The sequence below is a fragment of the Effusibacillus lacus genome, assembly GCF_002335525.1.
GTDB lineage: Bacteria > Bacillota > Bacilli > Tumebacillales > Effusibacillaceae > Effusibacillus > Effusibacillus lacus.
Genome location: NZ_BDUF01000018.1, coordinates 1 through 18,623, shown reverse-complemented (window position 1 = coordinate 18,623; position 18,623 = coordinate 1). Strand labels below are relative to the sequence as shown.

At 52.0% G+C, this 18,623-nt stretch carries 16 protein-coding genes and 1 other annotated feature; of the genes, 13 read left to right on the top strand and 3 right to left on the bottom strand.

Annotated features, from left to right (window positions below; all coding sequences use genetic code 11):
* Positions 1 to 23 precede the first annotated feature (23 nt).
* The 4 genes from EFBL_RS04350 (at position 24) to leuS (ending at position 6,431) form a co-directional block, all read left to right on the top strand.
* The gene (locus EFBL_RS04350; protein ID WP_231705682.1) at positions 24 to 1,577 is read left to right on the top strand and encodes a cobyric acid synthase; all 1,554 of its coding nucleotides are present in this window, start codon (positions 24 to 26) and stop codon (positions 1,575 to 1,577) included.
* Positions 1,549 to 2,118, top strand: a complete 570-nt coding sequence (locus EFBL_RS04345; RefSeq protein ID WP_096180916.1) for a cob(I)yrinic acid a,c-diamide adenosyltransferase — start codon at positions 1,549 to 1,551, stop codon at positions 2,116 to 2,118. Before EFBL_RS04350 ends, EFBL_RS04345 begins: the two co-directional genes overlap by 29 nt.
* A gap of 120 nt (positions 2,119 to 2,238) precedes the next feature.
* Positions 2,239 to 3,543: a glycoside hydrolase family 18 protein gene (locus tag EFBL_RS04340; RefSeq protein WP_096180915.1), complete on the top strand. Its 1,305-nt coding sequence runs from the start codon at positions 2,239 to 2,241 to the stop codon at positions 3,541 to 3,543.
* 129 nt (positions 3,544 to 3,672) lie between these two features.
* Positions 3,673 to 3,918 (top strand) — a binding site (T-box leader).
* 50 nt (positions 3,919 to 3,968) lie between these two features.
* On the top strand, positions 3,969 to 6,431 hold the full coding sequence (leuS, locus tag EFBL_RS04335) for a leucine--tRNA ligase (RefSeq protein WP_096180914.1): 2,463 nt from the start codon (positions 3,969 to 3,971) through the stop codon (positions 6,429 to 6,431).
* 83 nt (positions 6,432 to 6,514) lie between these two features.
* Here the strand turns inward: leuS and EFBL_RS04330 are convergent, their stop codons facing one another.
* Complete coding sequence (locus EFBL_RS04330) at positions 6,515 to 7,135, bottom strand: copper amine oxidase N-terminal domain-containing protein (protein WP_165912632.1); 621 nt, start codon at positions 7,133 to 7,135, stop codon at positions 6,515 to 6,517.
* Positions 7,136 to 7,268: 133 nt separating this feature from the next.
* Here EFBL_RS04330 and EFBL_RS04325 point away from each other — a divergent pair, with 133 nt between their 5' ends.
* Complete coding sequence (locus tag EFBL_RS04325) at positions 7,269 to 7,859, top strand: YdcF family protein (RefSeq protein WP_165912633.1); 591 nt, start codon at positions 7,269 to 7,271, stop codon at positions 7,857 to 7,859.
* 689 nt (positions 7,860 to 8,548) lie between these two features.
* Here EFBL_RS04325 and EFBL_RS04320 read toward each other — a convergent pair.
* Both EFBL_RS04320 and mntR read right to left on the bottom strand, forming a co-directional pair.
* Positions 8,549 to 9,637: a D-alanine--D-alanine ligase gene (locus tag EFBL_RS04320; RefSeq protein WP_096180911.1), complete on the bottom strand. Its 1,089-nt coding sequence runs from the start codon at positions 9,635 to 9,637 to the stop codon at positions 8,549 to 8,551.
* 54 nt (positions 9,638 to 9,691) lie between these two features.
* Positions 9,692 to 10,138, bottom strand: a complete 447-nt coding sequence (gene mntR, locus EFBL_RS04315) for a transcriptional regulator MntR (protein ID WP_165912634.1) — start codon at positions 10,136 to 10,138, stop codon at positions 9,692 to 9,694.
* A gap of 169 nt (positions 10,139 to 10,307) precedes the next feature.
* Between mntR and EFBL_RS04310 the strand changes: the two genes are divergently transcribed.
* From EFBL_RS04310 to EFBL_RS04275, 8 genes are all read left to right on the top strand, one after another.
* Positions 10,308 to 10,925, top strand: a complete 618-nt coding sequence (locus EFBL_RS04310) for a ComEA family DNA-binding protein (RefSeq protein ID WP_149029936.1) — start codon at positions 10,308 to 10,310, stop codon at positions 10,923 to 10,925.
* A 48-nt stretch (positions 10,926 to 10,973) separates the two neighbouring features.
* Positions 10,974 to 12,260, top strand: a complete 1,287-nt coding sequence (locus EFBL_RS04305; RefSeq protein ID WP_096180909.1) for a homocysteine synthase — start codon at positions 10,974 to 10,976, stop codon at positions 12,258 to 12,260.
* A 160-nt stretch (positions 12,261 to 12,420) separates the two neighbouring features.
* Positions 12,421 to 14,763 carry a DNA internalization-related competence protein ComEC/Rec2 gene (locus tag EFBL_RS04300; RefSeq protein WP_439952285.1) on the top strand — a complete coding sequence of 781 codons (2,343 nt, stop codon included), beginning with the start codon at positions 12,421 to 12,423 and terminating at the stop codon, positions 14,761 to 14,763.
* A gap of 33 nt (positions 14,764 to 14,796) precedes the next feature.
* Positions 14,797 to 15,048, top strand: a complete 252-nt coding sequence (locus tag EFBL_RS04295; protein WP_096180907.1) for an alpha/beta-type small acid-soluble spore protein — start codon at positions 14,797 to 14,799, stop codon at positions 15,046 to 15,048.
* Positions 15,049 to 15,182: 134 nt separating this feature from the next.
* The gene (locus EFBL_RS04290; RefSeq protein WP_096180906.1) at positions 15,183 to 15,692 is read left to right on the top strand and encodes a hypothetical protein; all 510 of its coding nucleotides are present in this window, start codon (positions 15,183 to 15,185) and stop codon (positions 15,690 to 15,692) included.
* Entirely contained in the window at positions 15,692 to 15,937 is a 246-nt protein-coding gene (locus tag EFBL_RS04285; RefSeq protein ID WP_096180905.1) for a hypothetical protein, read from the top strand. The genes EFBL_RS04290 and EFBL_RS04285 overlap by 1 nt, the downstream gene beginning before the upstream one ends.
* Positions 15,918 to 16,100 carry a hypothetical protein gene (locus tag EFBL_RS04280; protein WP_096180904.1) on the top strand — a complete coding sequence of 61 codons (183 nt, stop codon included), beginning with the start codon at positions 15,918 to 15,920 and terminating at the stop codon, positions 16,098 to 16,100. Before EFBL_RS04285 ends, EFBL_RS04280 begins: the two co-directional genes overlap by 20 nt.
* Positions 16,101 to 16,453: 353 nt before the next feature.
* A complete protein-coding gene (locus tag EFBL_RS04275; protein WP_096180903.1) occupies positions 16,454 to 18,565 on the top strand; it encodes a DUF6531 domain-containing protein in 2,112 nt (703 codons plus the stop codon).
* Positions 18,566 to 18,623 lie beyond the last annotated feature (58 nt).

Genomic DNA, 18,623 nt, shown 5'->3' with positions numbered 1-18,623 from the left:
GTGAAGGGAAGGGGGTTTTTTTATTGGCTTTGACGGTGATGGTTCAGGGTACGGCAAGTGATGCAGGCAAGAGTTTGCTTTGCACCGCACTCTGTCGAATTTTTGCCAGAAGGGGCTTTACTGTGGCTCCGTTCAAATCGCAAAATATGGCGCTGAATTCCTACGTGACTGCTGACGGAAAAGAAATCGGCCGGGCGCAGGGGGTGCAGGCGGAGGCCTGCGGGATTCCGGCAACGGTGGACATGAACCCGATTCTGTTAAAACCGAAAGGGAACATGACCTCCCAGGTGGTTGTTCGGGGGGTTCCCATCGGGGACATGTCTGCCATCGACTACCGGCTGGATTATGTTCCGACAGCAATCGGAATCATAAAGGATTCTTTGGCCAGACTGTGCAACACTCATGAAGTGGTTGTATTGGAAGGAGCGGGAAGTCCCGTTGAGATTAACCTGAAAGACCGTGACATCACCAATATGAAGGTGGCCGAGTTGGCAGATGCTCCTGTCATTCTGGTGGCCGATATCGACCGGGGCGGGGTGTTTGCTTCCATTGTGGGCACTTTGGAACTGCTGGAGCCAAGGGAGCGGGAACGGGTCAAGGGATTTGTCATTAACAAGTTTCGTGGGGATATCCGTCTGCTGGAACCGGGTCTCGATTGGCTGGAGAAGCGTACCGGCATTCCGGTGCTGGGAGTTGTTCCTTATCAGCGTGATTTGTATATCGAGAGCGAAGACTCGGTTGTATTGGACAAAATGAACTTGAAGAAGCCTGCTGTCGCCAATGAATTGGATGTGGTTGTGATCCGGTTTCCTTTAATTTCTAACTTCACGGATGTGGACCCGCTCCGCTTTGAGCCGGACGTGTCCCTTCGATTCGTTTCTTCACCTGATGAGTTGGGACAACCGGATTTGATCATTCTGCCCGGTACCAAAAATACGGTGGATGACCTCTTGTGGCTTACCCAAAAAGGCCTTGCGGCACGACTTGTTGCCATGCCGCCCGCAGCAAACATCCTGGGAATCTGCGGCGGGTACCAGATGTTGGGGTCCCGATTGCTCGATCCTGACCTGGTGGAATCCAATCTACCCGAACTGCAAGGACTGGGCTTGCTGGATATTACCACCCGTTTTCTTCCTCACAAGACCACCGTCCAGGCCGCGGGCAGGGTTCTCGACATGCCGGGCGCCGCTTCATGCCTGACAGGATTGACGGTCGAAGGATACGAAATTCACATGGGACGGTCGGAACGGGGGAATGTCCGTCCATTTGCCCGGCTGTGCAGTGCCAACGGGGTTCATGAAGATGGGGCGGTCAACAGGGACGGTACGGTGATTGGAACCTACCTGCATGGCATCCTGCACAATGACGAGTGGCGCAGATCGTTTCTGGACGGCATCCGGGTAAAAAAAGGGCTGCTGCCAATCGGCAAGACCACTTCCAACTATAAGCGCAGGATGGAAGCCTTTGACCAATGGGCCGATGCCGTGGAAACGGCCATTGATATGGATCGGCTGCTGTCCATCATGAAAAATAAGGGGGAACACAAAAGTGAAAATCTATACGCGAACCGGCGATAAGGGGATGACCAGCCTGATTGGAGGACGTGTTCGCAAAGATGCGGTCCGTGTGGAAGCATATGGAACCCTGGACGAACTGAATTCCTTTGTCGGGCAGGCGAAAGTGTTGATGGATCCGGAGAGGCACAAGGACATGCTGGAAGATCTGACCGAGATTCAGCATGAGTTGTTTGACGCGGGTGGAGATCTCGCTTACGTGCAAGCTCCCAAAGGTCAGGAAATCACCTATAAGGTCAACAAAGACATGGTATCGCGTTTAGAACAGTGGATTGACCGTTACGATGCCGAATGTCCTCCCATCAAGAGATTTGTGCTGCCAGGAGGCAGTCCGGTGTCGGCAGCCCTGCACGTATGCCGGACGGTTTCACGTCGGGCTGAGCGGAGAGTTGTGAAGCTGTCGGAACAGGAAGCGATCAATGAAGACGTTCAGAAGTACCTGAACCGGTTGTCCGACTTCTTCTTTGCCATCGCAAGAGCAGCCAATGTCCGCGACGGTGTGGGCGATGTGGAATACAAACGGGGCGGTGAAGTGTTCCGCTAAACAGTAGTTCATTCATGAGGAGGCTGCCCGGCAGTCTCTTCTTTTATTTTCACGATTAAAGTTTTATGTAAACTTGTCCGTTGAATATAGTATAGGAGCCTATCCGGAAGGAGGAGGACTATGTTTGTCCATGTGGTGAAGGCCGGTGAGTCCCTTTTTTCCATTGCCAAGCTTTATGGAGGTACAGCGGAACATATCCGGTCGGCGAACGAATTGAACGGCGACCGGCTGGTGCCCGGCATGAGTCTGCTAATTCCTGCAGGGCCAAAATCCACGCTGAAACTTCACATCATTAAAGAAGGTGATACTCTGGATACTCTATCGATGGAGACAGGCATTCCTCCCCATATCATACTGGCAGTCAACGACAAACTGGATGACCGGAAGTGGATACCCGGAGAGTCTCTTTGGATTCCCAGTCGTGTAAGACCGGACAAAACCATCCAGGTGAATGCGTTCATGATCCCCTCCGGCAAACAGACGGATACGGAAATCATAGAGGATGCCGCCGATTGTTTGACTTATGTCTCCCTGTTTAACTCCCGTGTGTACCCGGATGGCACATTGTCGGAAATGCCTGATGAGGCGGTTGTATTAAGCCTCAAAAGAGAAAAAGTGGCTCCGCTTCTCACCGTGACCAATTTTGACGGAAGCCGTTTTAACCCGGACCTGGCCCGTACCGTCATCAAACATCCGGAGCTGAAAAGAAGAGCAGTCCATAATATCTTGCGCACTGTAATGGAAAAAAGGTATGCCGGCATCAATATCGATTTCGAACATCTGTATCCGGAGGATCGGGAGCCCTTTACTGCCTTTGTGAGGGGGCTGGCGGACGAAGCAAAATTACAAAACGTACCGTTGACCGTGACAATGGGCCCAAAGATGTCCGATGATCCGCGAAACCCATGGATGGGAGCGTTTGATTACCGGGCATTGGGCCAGATGGCAGACCAGGTCATTCTCATGACCTTTGAGTGGGGATGGGTGGGAGGTCCGCCCATGGCTGTGGCCCCTCTCAATATGGTGCGAAGCGTCCTTGATTACGCCACCTCCCAAATCCCCCCTGACAAAATCATGATGGGGATGAGCCTTTACGGATACAACTGGCCGATTCCCTATGAGAAAGGAAACCGGGCGGCCGGCATTTCGCCAAAAGCTGCCGTGGAGCAGGCAATACGCACCGAAGTTCATATCCATTTTCACAAGGAGTCTGCCTCCCCCATGTTTACCTACCGGGGCTCCCGCAACGAAATGAGGCAAATATGGTTTGAAGATGCCCGTTCGATTCTGGCCAAGTTTCATCTGGTTGATGTGATGGGGCTGCGGGGGATCAGCTACTGGATGCTGGGTCATCCTTTCCCGCAGAATTGGACATTGCTTCACTCGACCTTTCATATTGCCAAACGGAACTTTCATTTGTCATGAGACTAAAACCCCATATTTATAGATATCTGCGGAAAATTGGATTACTCCATTCCACAATGGGTTGACAAATGGCTCACCGTCTGCGTATACTAACAATCAAATATTTCATATTTCGACAAAATTAATTTTACGCAGGCATTGACGAGGAGCAGTATTCGCTTACATCCTTTCAGAGAGCCAACGGCTGGTGAAAGTTGGCAGGAGCGTAACGGAGAAACTCGCCTCCGAGCCGTTACAAGGAATGGCAGTACTTGTAACCGATTGGTCCCCGTTACAGGATCTTGAGTGGTCGGCTTCGCATCACATTGCGGGTCGGCAATTATGGGTGGTACCGCGGGAATTTTTACTTGGTTTTTCCAACCTCTCGTCCCTAGCAGAAGGCTTTGGGGTGGGAGGTTTTTTAGATTTTCTTGGAGGGTCTTACCATGAGCGAACACAAATATGTTCCTGCAGACATTGAGAAGAAGTGGCAGCAATATTGGGAAGAAGCCGGTATAAACCACACGGACGAAGCTTCGGACAAACCGTACTTCTATTGCCTGGAGCAGTTCCCGTACCCATCGGGAAGACTGCATATGGGTCACGTCCGTGTTTACTCGATCGGTGATGTGATTGCCCGCTTCAAGCGGATGCACGGTTTCAATGTACTTCATCCGATGGGGTGGGATGCGTTCGGGATGCCTGCTGAAAATGCGGCAATCAAGAACAAGAGTCATCCGGCGCCCTGGACCTACGACAACATCGCATTTATGCGCAACCAGCAGAAAGAACTGGGTGTGTCCTATGATTGGGAGAGGGAGGTAACCACCTGCAAACCCGATTATTACAAGTGGACCCAGTGGCTGTTCCTGCTTTTCTATGAAAGAGGATTAGCCTACAAGAAAAAAGGGGCGGTCAACTGGTGCCCGGAATGTGCCACCGTGCTGGCCAACGAACAGGTGGAAAACGGTGCCTGCTGGCGCTGCGGCACGGAAGTTGTAAAGAAGGATCTGGAGCAGTGGTATTTGCGCATAACCGATTATGCGGAGCGGCTGCTGAATGATCTGGACCATCTGCCCGGCTGGCCGGAACGGGTCAAAACGATGCAGCGCAACTGGATCGGCAAATCCACTGGCACAGAAATTATCTTTGGAATTGACAAGCATGACGGATTGTTGACTGTGTTCACGACCCGTCCGGACACGTTGTACGGGGTTACCTATCTGGTATTGGCACCGGAACACCCCGACTTGGACCGGATTACCCGCAAATCGCCAAAACGGGACGAAATCCGCGCATTCGTGGAAGAGGTCCGCAAGAAATCAGAAATTGAACGTACCTCGGACACTGCCGAGAAAGTGGGCATGTTTACGGGAGAATATGCAATCCACCCGAAAACAGGGGACCCTATTCCCATCTGGATTGCAAACTACGTATTGCCGGATTACGGCACGGGTGCCGTAATGGGGGTTCCTGCCCATGACCAGCGGGATTTTGAATTTGCAACCAAATACAACCTGCCTATTCAACCGGTGGTTCAGCCGGAAGATGCTCCGCTTGAGCTGCCGTTGCGAGAAGCCTATACCGGAGAAGGAGTGTTGGTGAACTCCGATCGGTTCAACGGGCTGCACAACCTGGAAGCGATAGATCGGATCTCTGCCAATCTGGAGCAGGAAGGGAAGGGCAAGCGAACTGTATCCTATCGTCTGCGCGACTGGCTGATTTCCCGCCAACGCTATTGGGGATGCCCGATCCCGGTTGTTTATTGCGACAACTGCGGCACGGTACCGGTTCCAAAGGACCAATTGCCTGTGCTGCTGCCCGAACAGGTGCAGTTTGAAGTGGCCGGCAAGTCTCCGCTTGCCACCAACGAAAGCTTCGTGAACACAACCTGCCCGTCCTGCGGCGGCAAGGCGACCCGGGAAACGGACACGATGGATACGTTTATCGACTCTTCCTGGTACTACCTGCGGTATACTTCAGCCAAGCTGGAAACCGCTCCATTTGATATCGAGGCGGCAAACCGATGGCTGCCGGTTGACAAATACATCGGCGGAATTGAGCATGCAGTGCTGCATTTGCTGTATTCCCGATTCTTCACCAAAGTTCTGTATGACGCGGGACTTGTCAACTTTGAAGAACCGTTTGACAGTCTGCTGACTCAGGGAATGGTGATCAAGGAAGGGGCCAAGATGTCCAAATCCAAGGGCAATGTGGTGTCACCTGAGGATATTGTGGCCAGATACGGGGCTGACACAGCCCGCACCTTCATTCTGTTTGCCGCCCCGCCGGATCGTGACCTGGAGTGGAGCGACCAGGGTGTGGAAGGATGTTACCGTTTCCTGGGCAGGGTTTGGCGGCTGGCCGATGCTCATGTTGACTTGTTTGCCAACCGTCCGGCGGCGGACCATTCCGGTTCGGATGCCAGGAAACTTTGGCAGCAGACCCATTTTGCCATCAAGAAGGTAACGGAAGATATCGGGGAACGCTACCAGTTTAACACCGCCATCTCAGCCATCATGGAACTGGTCAATGCCATCTATGGCTACCCGGAAACAGCCGATGTCGGCACCAAACTGGACGCGATCGAAACGGTTCTGCTCCTGCTGGCTCCCGTAGCGCCGCATGTTGCGGAGGAACTCTGGAGGACCATCGGGCACCGGGACAGCGTGCACCAGCAGGCATGGCCCAAATATGACCCGGCGGCGCTTGTGAAGGATGAAATCGAGTATGCGGTTCAGGTGAACGGCAAGGTACGGGATCGGGTGGTTATATCCAAGGACGCTTCGCAAGAAGAGATCCAACAACTGGTTCTGACACTGGATAAGGTCAAGGAACACTTTGAAGGCAAAGAAATCAAGAAGTGTATCGTAGTGCCCGGAAAACTGGTCAACATTGTGGTGGGATAAACTGCTGTGCCTGGCGGAACGAGCAAGGAGCGCAAACTGATGTTTGCGCTCCTTGTACGGAACGTCCTGCAGATTATGCCATTTTACATCCGCCAGCCGGAAACGTCGGACACAAACCAGTTCTGCTCAAACTGCTGCACAATGACCGTTTGCTCTGCCTCAGTCTTTGCTTTGGTGGAATCCGTCCAGACAAATTTGATCAGGAATTCCACTCGTCCGTCAGAAAGTTGCTTTCCTTCGTTGATCGTGTAAGTGTCAATCCATGGGCTGGAGGTTCCCGTCACCCAATGCCGGGATTCATAAGTGGCTTGTTTTTCCGACCTCAGGCCTGGGGATAGTGCGGCAAACTGCAAGGCTCCATTTCTCGTTTTCACACCTTCGAACCACAGTTGTGCCGCATCTTTTGCCGACTTCGGAGCAAGTGCCTGTTCCAACAGTTCCACACGGCGCTTTAAAGAATCCACTTCCGGCAAGTCAACCGTAACCGTATTCGTGTCTTCATGCCAGTTTACCTTGGCTCCAAGGGCTTCCGCCACCGGTCGAACAGGTGCCAGGGTGCGTCCGTTAACCACCTGGGGAGGGACGTCCGTCTCCAAAATCCGTCCATTTACCATCAATCGAACCACTTCGTCTGCCACTACCGGGGTGGATGCCATCATTGTCAAGAGAGCGAGTCCTCCTCCAGCCAGTTGCCATTTTTTCATGCAAATCTTGCCTCCAATGAATAAAATGTCTTCATCGAAATAGACGAAACAAGAGGGAAAACGTTTCAGAAAAACCATGAGAATGTGTAACGTTTTGGAACAAACATTGTCTTGGTTACTGGAGGTGAGGAGATTGCAAGGAAAGAAGTTGGCCAGGCAGGCACTAAAATACATCGCGATCGGCCTGGCTGCGGTGTTTGCATATCTGTCATGGCAGTACTTTTCAATTGAGCGGTTCGGCAAGAGAATACAACCGGAGAAGGCGGATGTGATCATTGTCTTGGGAGCCCAGGTGTGGGGGTATGAGCCGAGTCCCTCATTACGGGAAAGATGTGACTGGGCGTACGAGTTGTACAGCCAAGGGTATGCGCCGAAATTGATCCTGTCGGGGGCGCATGGGGCGGGCCACATATCGGAAGCGGAAGCGATGAGACGGTACCTGGAACGCAAAGGCGTTCCGGCAGATGCCATGTATCTTGAGGAGAGGTCGCACTCCACGCGCACCAATCTGGAATATTCCAAGGAAATTATGGAACGTGAGGGAATGAAGACGGCCATCCTGGTAACCAACCGCTTCCATCAAAAAAGGGCTCAAATGCTGGCTGGTCAACTGGGCATGCACACAAGCGGGTATGGTGCCAAGAGTTACGCATTGTTTGAACCCTATTGGGTTCTGCGGGAAGTGCTTGCCATCACCAAGGATGGAATGAGGATCTGGGAGTAAACTTCCAGCCAAGGGAATGACGCTGTTCTGGGTCGCCAGGGCAGTAGAACAGGTTGTGTTCTTTGACTTAAGGAAAAAGGTGCACAGAATCCTGCTGGGACTGTTTATCCTTGCCGTCCTGGTGCATGCTGCAACTGTTTGGTTATAATAACATTTTCCACCTGAGGTTCAGCAAGTTCAAATAGCGTTAGTGCCGTTGATCAGGCGGCCCATCCAAATAGCGGCACTGAGTGCCGGTAAGCCAGTAGGTGGTTCGCGATAGCGGCACTCAGTGCCGGTAAGGCTGTAGGCGGTTTGGGATTGCGGCACTAAGTGCCGGTAAGCCAGCAGGTGGTTCGCGATAGCGGCACTGAGTGCCGGTAAGCCAGCAGGTGGTTCGCGATAGCGGCACTCAGTGCCGGTAAGGCTGTAGGCGGTTCGCGATAGCGGCACTGAGTGCCGGTAAGCCAGTAGGTGGTTCGCGATAGCGGCACTGAGTGCCGGTAAGCCAGCAGGTGGTTCGCGATAGCGGCACTGAATGCTGGTAAGGCAGCAGGTGGTTCACGATAGCGGCACTGAGTGCCGGTAAGCCAGCAGGCAGTTCGCGATAGCGGCACTGAGTGCCGGTAAGGCAGCAGGTGGTTCGCGATAGCGGCACTCAGTGTCTCTTAGGCAGCAAACTGTGAAAAAGAACCATCATCTCAAAGATGTCACTTCATTCTGTTCTTGTCCTGATGCCTTTCAATCGCCAACCGGATCAATTCATCAATCAATTCCTGATAAGAAATCCCGGTGGCTTCCCACAGTTTGGGGTACATGGAATAAATCGTGAAACCCGGGAATGTGTTAATCTCGTTAATCAGCAAGCGGTCGGTATTGCGTTCGAGGAAAAAGTCAACTCGGGACAAGCCGGAACCATCAATCGCCTGATAAGCACGGATTGCCATATCGCGTACTTCCTTCATCAAGTCTTCGGGCAAATCGGCGGGAATGATCAGATCGGAAGTGCCGTCCACGTACTTGGCGTTGTAGTCGTAGAAATCAGCTTTCGGTACAATCTCCCCCGCGATGGACGCACGCGGTTCGTCGTTGCCCAGGACAGCCACTTCAATCTCACGGGCGTCCACGCCCTCTTCCACAATGATCTTTCGATCATAACGGGCCGCCTCGTTCATGGCTGCAACCAGGCCGTTACGGTCACGGGCTTTGCTGATTCCGACAGAAGACCCCAGATTGGCCGGTTTCACAAAACAGGGATACCCCAGATTTTTTTCCACAAGGCTGATGATGGGTTCCGGTTCCCGTTCCCAGCGATTACGCAAGAACACCTGATATTTGCACTGGGGCAAGCCCGCATGGGCGAATACCGCTTTCATCATGGCTTTATCCATGCCGACCGCAGAAGCCAGTACTCCAGCCCCCACATAGGGAAGATCCAGCAATTCAAACAAACCCTGAACAGTCCCGTCTTCCCCGTATGGACCGTGCAACACAGGGATAATCACGTCAAGTGTTTCGCCAATTGAGGTGGGAAGGGTTGGACCAGGTTCCGTTTGTGCCGGTAGATTGGATGGAGAAGCGGATTGATTCGCAAGCAATTTCGGTGGGATTTCCGTGCCGAGAGCTTTGTAAGACGCAAGTCCTGTGTACCAGATGCCATCTTTGGTAATGCCAATAGGCAGGATTTCGTATTTTTCCGGATTTAGATTCTCAATGACGGAGCGGGCCGAATGAATGGAAACCTCATGTTCACCCGAACGACCTCCAAACACCACACCGACACGAATTTTTCTGGACAATGATGTCACTCCTCTCCAGTATCAAAAACAAAAAAGCCCCCTGATGCAGGCTTTTTATTTGGACTCGCCGTCGGCAGCCGAAAGGTCTTTCAACTTCTGCCTGAATTCTCGAAACTCCTCGAGGCATTCGGGATAATCCTCAAAGAACAACACCAGGCTTCGCAAACTGTTCATTGTTCCCGGGCTGACATGGTGCTCAATGCCTTCGACGTCTTTCTCAATCGTCTCTTCACTGACTCCAAGCATCCGCAGGAATCCTTCCAGCATTTTATGGCGCTGTTTCATATTACGGCCCAACTGCTCACCGCGAGGAGTGAGAATAATGCCGCGGTATTTTTCATAAGTGACGTAATTCTGTTCATCCAGCTTTTGGATCATCTTCGTAACCGAGGATGGCTGAACTGAAAGGGACGAAGCGATATCGGACACACGGGCATACCCTTTTTCTTTCATTAATTCGTAGATCTTTTCCAGGTAGTCTTCCATACTGGGTGTGAGCATTCCGCTTCCTCTCTTTCCAATCCTCTTCAGAGTTATTGTACTATGGAATTCGGCAGGATTGCAAACTCGGGCCAATTGAAGAAAGTTCCAAAAATTTAATCTGTTAAAAAGGGTTCTGGTATTTTGTGGCGAAATTCTCAGATTGGGGGAAGCAGAAGGGGTGAATGGATTGTTCCGTTTAACAAGGCGTGAACAAGCGATTATTGTCGGATTTTTGGTTCTGATTCTGGGCGTGTCAGGGATATATATGTATGAACGCCCCAGCATAGCCACAGAGGTTCCGCTGCCAAAGTTTGAGGGTCAGACACAGACTCCGGGGACCGCCCAGACCAAACAGGATTCTCCACAATCCCAATCCAAACCTGCCTCTGAGATCAAGGTAGATGTCAAAGGAGCCGTTCAGAATCCGGGCGTTTATTCGTTGTCTGCCGGATCCCGCATAGTCGATGCCATTCAGGTGGCCGGAGGTGTTACAGACGAGGCAGACCTGCAATCCATTAACCTGGCTCAGAAACTGGTGGACGGCGGAATGGTTGCCGTTCCGGCCAAAGGCGACAGTTCTTCCGCAGCACAAGCAGTTCCGGCCAAGTCTGACAAAGTGAACATTAACACCGCCACAGTCGAACAACTGGATACGGTGAACGGAATCGGTTCCACAAGAGCCCAGGCAATTGTTCAGTACAGGGAGAAGAACGGCCCCTACCAATCTGTTGAGGATCTGCTCAAGATCAAGGGTTTCGGCCCTAAACTGCTTGAAACTCTGAAAGACCAGTTAGTCGCCTATTGATTAAGGAATGATTGGTTGTTGGGAATAGAAACTACAGGAGGGGTATTCATGACTGACAGAAAATGGGGACTTGAAACATTATCCGTACACGGCGGACAGGAACCGGATCCAACAACCGGTTCGAGGGCCGTGCCGATTTACCAGACCACTTCTTATGTTTTCCGCGACACGGAACATGCGGCCAATCTGTTCTCCCTGCAAGAGCCGGGCAATATATATACCCGGATCATGAATCCGACCCAGGACGTGTTTGAAAAAAGGGTAGCAGCCCTGGAGGGCGGGGTAGGGGCTCTTGCAACCTCTTCCGGTCAGGCGGCCGTCACCTATTCCATTCTGAATATTGCGGGACCGGGGGATGAGATTGTATCCTCTACCAATTTGTACGGCGGAACCTATAATTTGTTCGCGGTTACCCTGAAGAAACTGGGAATTGACGTGAAGTTTGCCGACCCGGAAGATCCGGAGAACTTCCGCCGCGCAATTACCGATCGCACGAAAGCTGTTTTTGCTGAAACCATCGGCAATCCGAGAATGGACGTGTTGGATATCTCGGCAGTTGCAGCAGTGGCACACAAAGCGGGTGTCCCTTTGATTATTGACAATACATTCCCTTCACCCTACCTGTGTCGTCCGATTGAGCATGGTGCAGATATTGTGGTGCATTCGGCAACCAAATTTATCGGCGGTCATGGTACATCCATCGGCGGCATTATCGTGGACGGCGGAACCTTCGACTGGACCAACGGGAAGTTCCCGGGTTTGGTTGATCCGGATCCGAGCTATCATGGCATTTCTTATACGGGAGCGCTTGGAAATCTTGCCTTTATTATAAAGGCACGCGTGCAACTGATGAGAGACCTGGGGGCGGCCATTTCCCCATTCAACTCTTTCATGATGCTGCAAGGACTTGAGACGCTGCACCTCCGAATGGAGCGTCATTCACAGAATGCGCTGGCAGTGGCAAAGTTCCTCGAACAGCATGAACTGGTAAACTGGGTCAGCTATCCGGGTTTGGAAGCGAGCCCCTATTACCAGCTGTCCCGCAAATACTTGCCAAAAGGCCAGGGCGCACTCATGACTTTTGGCATCAAAGGCGGTTTGGAGGCAGGCCGCAAGTTTATCGATTCGTTGGAACTGTTCTCGCTTCTTGCCAACGTCGGGGATTCCAAGTCGCTGGTGATCCATCCGGCCAGCACCACCCATCAACAATTGACGGAGGAGCAGCAACGTTCAACCGGAGTCACCCCGGACATGGTCAGACTCTCCATCGGTACGGAGACTGTGGAGGATCTCATCTATGATCTGGACCAGGCATTGAAAAAGAGCCAGCAATAGCACGCTGGACGGAAGTTTGTGACATCTCAGGGGGCGTACAGCCCCCTGTTGTGTTATTCCCCTTCCTTGAAATCCCTTATTTCTTACTCTCCCCGAAAGGAAGATCCCCTTGCGCCGCGTTATCCTCCATATCACCATTTTGTTTCTGGCAGGGGTTGTGATGGCCGGTTTCGCCCCGAATATGCAAACGCCGCCAGTTGCCGCATTCCTGCTCTTCTACATTGTTCTGCTGGGAGTCCTCATCGTAAAGCACAGAAATCGGTCTCGGCCAATTCCCATAACGATGCTTACCCTGGGCTTCCTTATGGCTGGACTGCTTTACGGACTATCTCATCTTTCTTTGCATCCCAACCAATTTCACCGCTTCTATGATCAACACGTCACTGTTACAGGGGTTGTGAAAGATTCACCCGTATTCCTGAACGGAAAGTGGCGGTACATAGTGAAGGCGGAGCGGGTACTGACGGGCAGCGGTGAGAATGTCGAACTTGAGGACCGCATTCAAATTTCCGATTCGCGAAAAATTGAACCGATCCCCCGTTACGGAGACCGGATTCAGATCCGGGGACTCTTGCTGGAACCTACCCCCCAACGGAATCCGGGCGGCTACGATGACCAGCAGTACTTGGCAAGAAAAGGAATTCACGCACGAATGTCTGTAAAATTTGCAAATCAGATAGAAAAAATTGGACAAGAAACTTCACTATACGGAATCACCGTTTCCCCATTGCGTGACCATGCATGGAACACGCTTTATAAGCTGTTTCCGCCGGGGGAGGCCGAGCTGGCGGGCGGAATTGTTCTGGGATTTAAATCAGACTTGCCAGGAGAGTGGGAGACTGCTTTTGAAACGCTGAGTGTGACCCACATACTGGCGGCTTCCGGATTCAATGTGGGATTGATCTCCGCCGCCTTGTTTTATCTGTTTAAGCTTTTTCGGATGCCGAAAGGAATGGCGGGCGCGATAGTCATACTCACAATAGTTATCTATACGTTGGCTTCAGGGGCCGGCCCATCGGTGGTACGTGCGGGAATCATGGCCATTCTGATCCTGATTGGGGCTTCCCTGGGCAGACAGGCGGACATGCTCACTACAGTTGCGACTGCCGCACTGTTGTCCGCCTTGTGGAACCCGGGAGTTGTATTTGATATCGGATTTCTGCTTTCCTTCATCACAACCATCGGGTTGATACTCCTTACTCCAAGGTGGATGCCTTTTCTGCCGGGGCCTGGCTGGTTCCGTTCCGCATTGGCCGCGTGCCTTGCTGCCCAGATCGCTTCCACTCCGATTCTGGTCTATCACTTTAACCAGATCTCCCCTTTTTCCCTGTTGGCCAATCTTTATATTATGCCCCTTACATTCCTCCTGGTTCCTTTGGGCTTCGGAATGTTGGTGCTCGGCATGGCGCATCCCTGGCTGGCCCTCCCCTTTGTGGGGCTCTACCGGTTCCTGATGCTGCTTTTGGTCAAGCCGGTCGTCTGGTTGTCAGAGGCCACCCGCCAATGGACCTTGAGTGTTTCGAGCCCCCCGTTATGGGGTGTTGCCCTTTTTTATGCCGGCTTGCTTTTCCTGTTATACCGTAACCGGATTTCGAAATTCACAACATCCCGGAGGTTCGTCCGTAATGGCATCGGGTTGCTGGCGATCTTGCTGGTAGCTGCAGCTCTTCTATGGCTAAAGCCCTCAAAGGAACTGCGAGTGACGTTTCTGGACGTGGGACAAGGTGACAGTGCGTTGATCGAAACGCCTTCAGGAATGACCATTCTTGTGGATGGCGGGGGAATTCCGTCTTATTTTGAAAGCGATTTTGATGTGGGAGAGAGGATTGTGCTTCCCTTTCTGCGTCATCGGGGAGTGGGAACCCTCGACTATGTGATCGCCACCCATGCCGATGAGGACCATGTCAGGGGGCTGCTTGCCATCCTGAAGCACGTGAAGGTCCGCAATTTGATCGTGTCCGGCTATCCGGATGACAGTCCCTTTTATCAGGAAATCCTGGAAACCGCCCGCAGTCGGGGAACCCCGATCTATCAGGCACAGGCGGGAATCGGGTGGCAGCTGGAACCGGGGGTGGCCTGGCGTTTTTTGAACCCGGCGGTTTTTCACCAGGGAACGAGAAGTGATTCCAACTCCAATTCCGTCGTCTTTCAGCTGGAATTTGGCAGCCGCAGATTTCTGTTTACAGGGGACATCGAAGGGGAAACGGAACCGGACATTCTCCCGTTTGTGCAACCGGTTGATGTGCTGAAAGTCGCTCATCACGGAAGCCATTATTCAACAACTCCGGAATTTTTGGCAAAAGTTCGTCCCCGCTATGCCATTATTTCGGCTGGCAAGCGCAACGTCTACCACCATCCGCACAGGGACGTTCTAAACCGGTTGGCCGGGGTTGGGGCGCAGGTTTACAGAACGGACCGACATGGAGCTGTGACGGTGACAACGGATGGCAACAAATTACAGATCAGAACTGCCATTGCAGATTCACAACCGAATTTTCGTTAAAAAATGGACACCCTACAAGAAGGGGGTGACTACATGGCCCGTCGACGACGTATTCTGAATCCGAACGCAGGTCGTGCGCTGGATCGCCTCAAATACGAGGTGGCGTCCGAGTTGGGACTGGACGACGACATTCAGGACCGCGGGTGGGAGAACATGACCACCCGTGAAGTAGGCCTCATCGGAGGGAACATGGTCCGGAAAATGATCAACTTCGCGGAAGCGGAGATGGCGGAACGAAACGGACGAATCGGCATGCCAGAGTCAAACGATAACCTTCAAGGTTAACCCCTTACCGGCTGTCTGCGGTGCCAGCGGCCCGCCGGGCAGCCGGTATTTTGTGTCCAGGGTGAATAATAGCCGTTGCAGCTTCCAATTCTAAAGAATAAAGGACAAGGCGGGCAGTACAAGGGGGAAACCAGATGTACGAGACATTTGTCAAACAGTTTATTGATATCATGGACGAAAGAGCGCCGGTAACCCTGGTTCGCAACCGGATGGACATGCCGTTGGGGGCAGTCGAGGCGGACCAGAGCACCTTGATTCATACCCGGTTGGATTTGACGGATGAGGCCAGTCCCTATGCCGATGTGGTCATTACGCCCAATCACACCGGTTGCCATGTGGATTATATAGCCCACATCCCGGCTGACGATCAAATCACCGATGAGAGTTTCATGGGCCGCATTCAACAAGCCGGGCAAGTTGATTCCGTTTCTGTGCTGCATTCCATTGACGGTCGGCATGATGCCACTTATGTGGTTACCGGCCATATGGATATTGATTTTACAAACCACGACCAAAACACCAATTCCGCGACACATGATATGTCGGAAAAAATCGTGGCCATAATGAAAGCAGGCGGTTATGAGCCATTTGATCCGGACAATGATTCGGAAGCGGAAGACCTGGTAGCCTGGAGCCCGGAATAATGCCAGACGACAAGTTGCCGCCCGAATTGGAATGGGAACCGGATAAACTGACGCTTGCCCAAATGTTGCGGCGTGATCTGTTCCCGAGATGGGAATGGATCGTCAGGGCGAACCCCGATCCCGTTGAGCGGGAGAATCAGATGTTGTCCCGAATGCTTCTGACAGGGCAGCTCCCGGACATGAATTTACCCGAGGCCCCTGCAAAAAAGGAAGGGGGAACGGACAGTGATCAAAGCGGTATGTGACAGATGTCATGTTCAAATGGAATTGGATAAAAGCAGCCTGTACGGGGATATGGCACAGGGGATTCTTTACTTTGTATGTCCGTATTGCAGCCATTCGGAACCCCTTTCCACAAGCAACGTGGACATTCTTACCGGACAGTGGTTCGGTGAACCTGACAAATAGGAGGCGTCTTTGGACAGTGAAAAAAACAGTTGTCTCGCTTGCCATACTGAGCCTTTTTGCGACGTTATTGGCGCATCCGGCAGTCCCGGTCCCGGGGGAAAAATCATCCTCCGGCAACAACTGGAGCAGTTGGACCCAGATTAAAAAATTGAATGATTGACCTCGTCTTCAGATGGTTGAAATACCCCTGTCTCAACATTTTTTGAGACAGGGGTATTTCTTTTTTCCACCATTGCCTATTTTTGCAGGAATGATTTCAACAGCTGACGTATAATTAAACACACACTATATTTCATTATTTAATTATTAATTAATTTTAAAATGAAACAATTGTTAGAAAGGAGTCGGGTTTTATGTTGAGATCTGTATTAAAAAAATGGACGGCTTCCTTTTTGGCAGGCATTCTGCTTCTGGGAAGCGTTTTTGGCAGTTCTTCCGTGGCACGCGCTTCGAACCTGGGAGATGTCGTGCCTTTTATTGACCCTCTCTTTTTCCCTCCTGGACAAGAAACGGGCAATGCTCTGCTTCCTCCCACGTCTCCTTCCGGAAGCGGCAACCCCCGGATTCCGGAATCTCCTCTGGCGAGGGTTGGACAGAACAGTGTGCCGGAAGCAGGACCGGGACGGATCCAGGACACTGTCAATCCGGTCGAGGGGCAACTCACTTTCCTGGAGACAGATCTCAATCTCGATTCGATGGGCATTCCCCTGCTCTTTACCCGAACTTATGAAAGCGGTTCCAATCAGCTGACACCGTTCGGGTATGGATGGGATTTTTCATATAACCGTTACATTCAACTGTATGCCGAATTTACCATGACCGAGTATGCCGGCAATGGGAGCAGCCGGAACTTTACCTTTCAAAAAGAAGATCCCAACCTGACTGTTTCCTCCTTCGACAATGATCCAATTATCTATTACCCGCTTGATAGAGGGACATATCTGCCCAGTGATGGCAGCAATACATCGTCTTTGGTGCGCCAAGCGGACGGATCCTATGTGGTAACCGATAAAAACGGAATGACCTATACGTATCAACTTTACAAAGCACCTTGGAGAACCAATGCCAACCCGGCTGACGGTAAGATTCGCAAGATTCGTGACCGCAACGGCAACGAGATGAACTTTACATACGACGGTCAAGGTCGTCTTGCCCAGATTACCGACACGGTCGGACGCACCGTGGAGTTTACGTATGAGAATGATCTCATCACGTCAATGAAAGATCCGCTCGGCCGCGTCTTTCATTATCAATACGATTCCAACAAGAATCTCACCAGGATCACCAAACCGGATAGTTCAACCGTCGACTACCAATATGACGGAAACCACCGCATCATTCAGAAGAAAGATGAGCAAGGAGCGGTCTTCACCTACGAGTATCATCCGGACGGGAAAGTTTCGGCGGTGAAGAACGGCTTGGGCCAAGTGGTGTTCTCGTACCAGTACCCCTCGGATCGCCAGATGATCCGTACTGATGCCAACGGCTTTACAAGGACCTTTACGCAAAACGGGCAAAAGCAAATGGTGGAGATCGTCGATGAGCTGGGCCGCACAATGTCGTTTGAATATGACTCCAACGGCAACCAGAGCAAGGTAAAGGCCAACGGCCGGGAAACGGTCCTCACCTACGATTCCAAAAACAACCTGCTGTCTGTCACCGACCCGACCGGCAGAACGAGGACGATCACCTACAACGACCTGAATCTGCCGGTTACTGAGACGGATTTTGCCGGAATCACCACTGAGTATTCCTATGACAGCAAAGGAAATTTGCTGTCCATCAAAAATGCGCTTGGCGAAACCACCACGTTTACCGTCAACGAGCGCGGCCAACACACCTCGATGACCGATCCGAAAGGCAACCGGTACTCCTTCAGTTACGATGCCTACGGCCATCGTACGGAAACCATGGATCCGCAAGGGAATCGCGTTCAAGCAGAATACGACATTCTCGGTCGTGCGGTGGCTGTGCACATGAATGGGGAGAGAAAATCGTCCCGCATATATGATGCCGGGAATCGCCTGGTTTCGCAGACCGGTCCTACCGGTGAAACGATTCGGCTCCAGTATGGAACCGGAGATCAGTTGCTGGCGGCCATCAATCAAAACGGGGACAAGGCGTTGTATGAATACGATTCGCTGGGGCGGCTTGTGACGAAAACCGATCCCAGGGGCCACAAGACGCATTATGCCTACGATGCGTTAAACCAGGTCGTTTCGGTCACAGAGCCGTCAGGAGCAGTTGTCACCTATAACCGAAACGGTGCCGGGGAACTGACGGAAGTGCGCATGGGAGACAAGCTGCTGGCCTCCTATGAGTATGATGCCGACGGGCGTGTGTCAAAGACTGTCACGCCTGCCGGAACCACCGTAAACGAGTGGGATGCGCTGGGACGGTTGAAGTCTCAGACCCCACCTGACAGAAAGAATGATGCTAGTCTTAATAGTAGACACAGATTTTAGAGATCACAATGGATAGGTAGATTGTTTTTTGGGATGTAGCCCCGTAGTGAGCCTGACC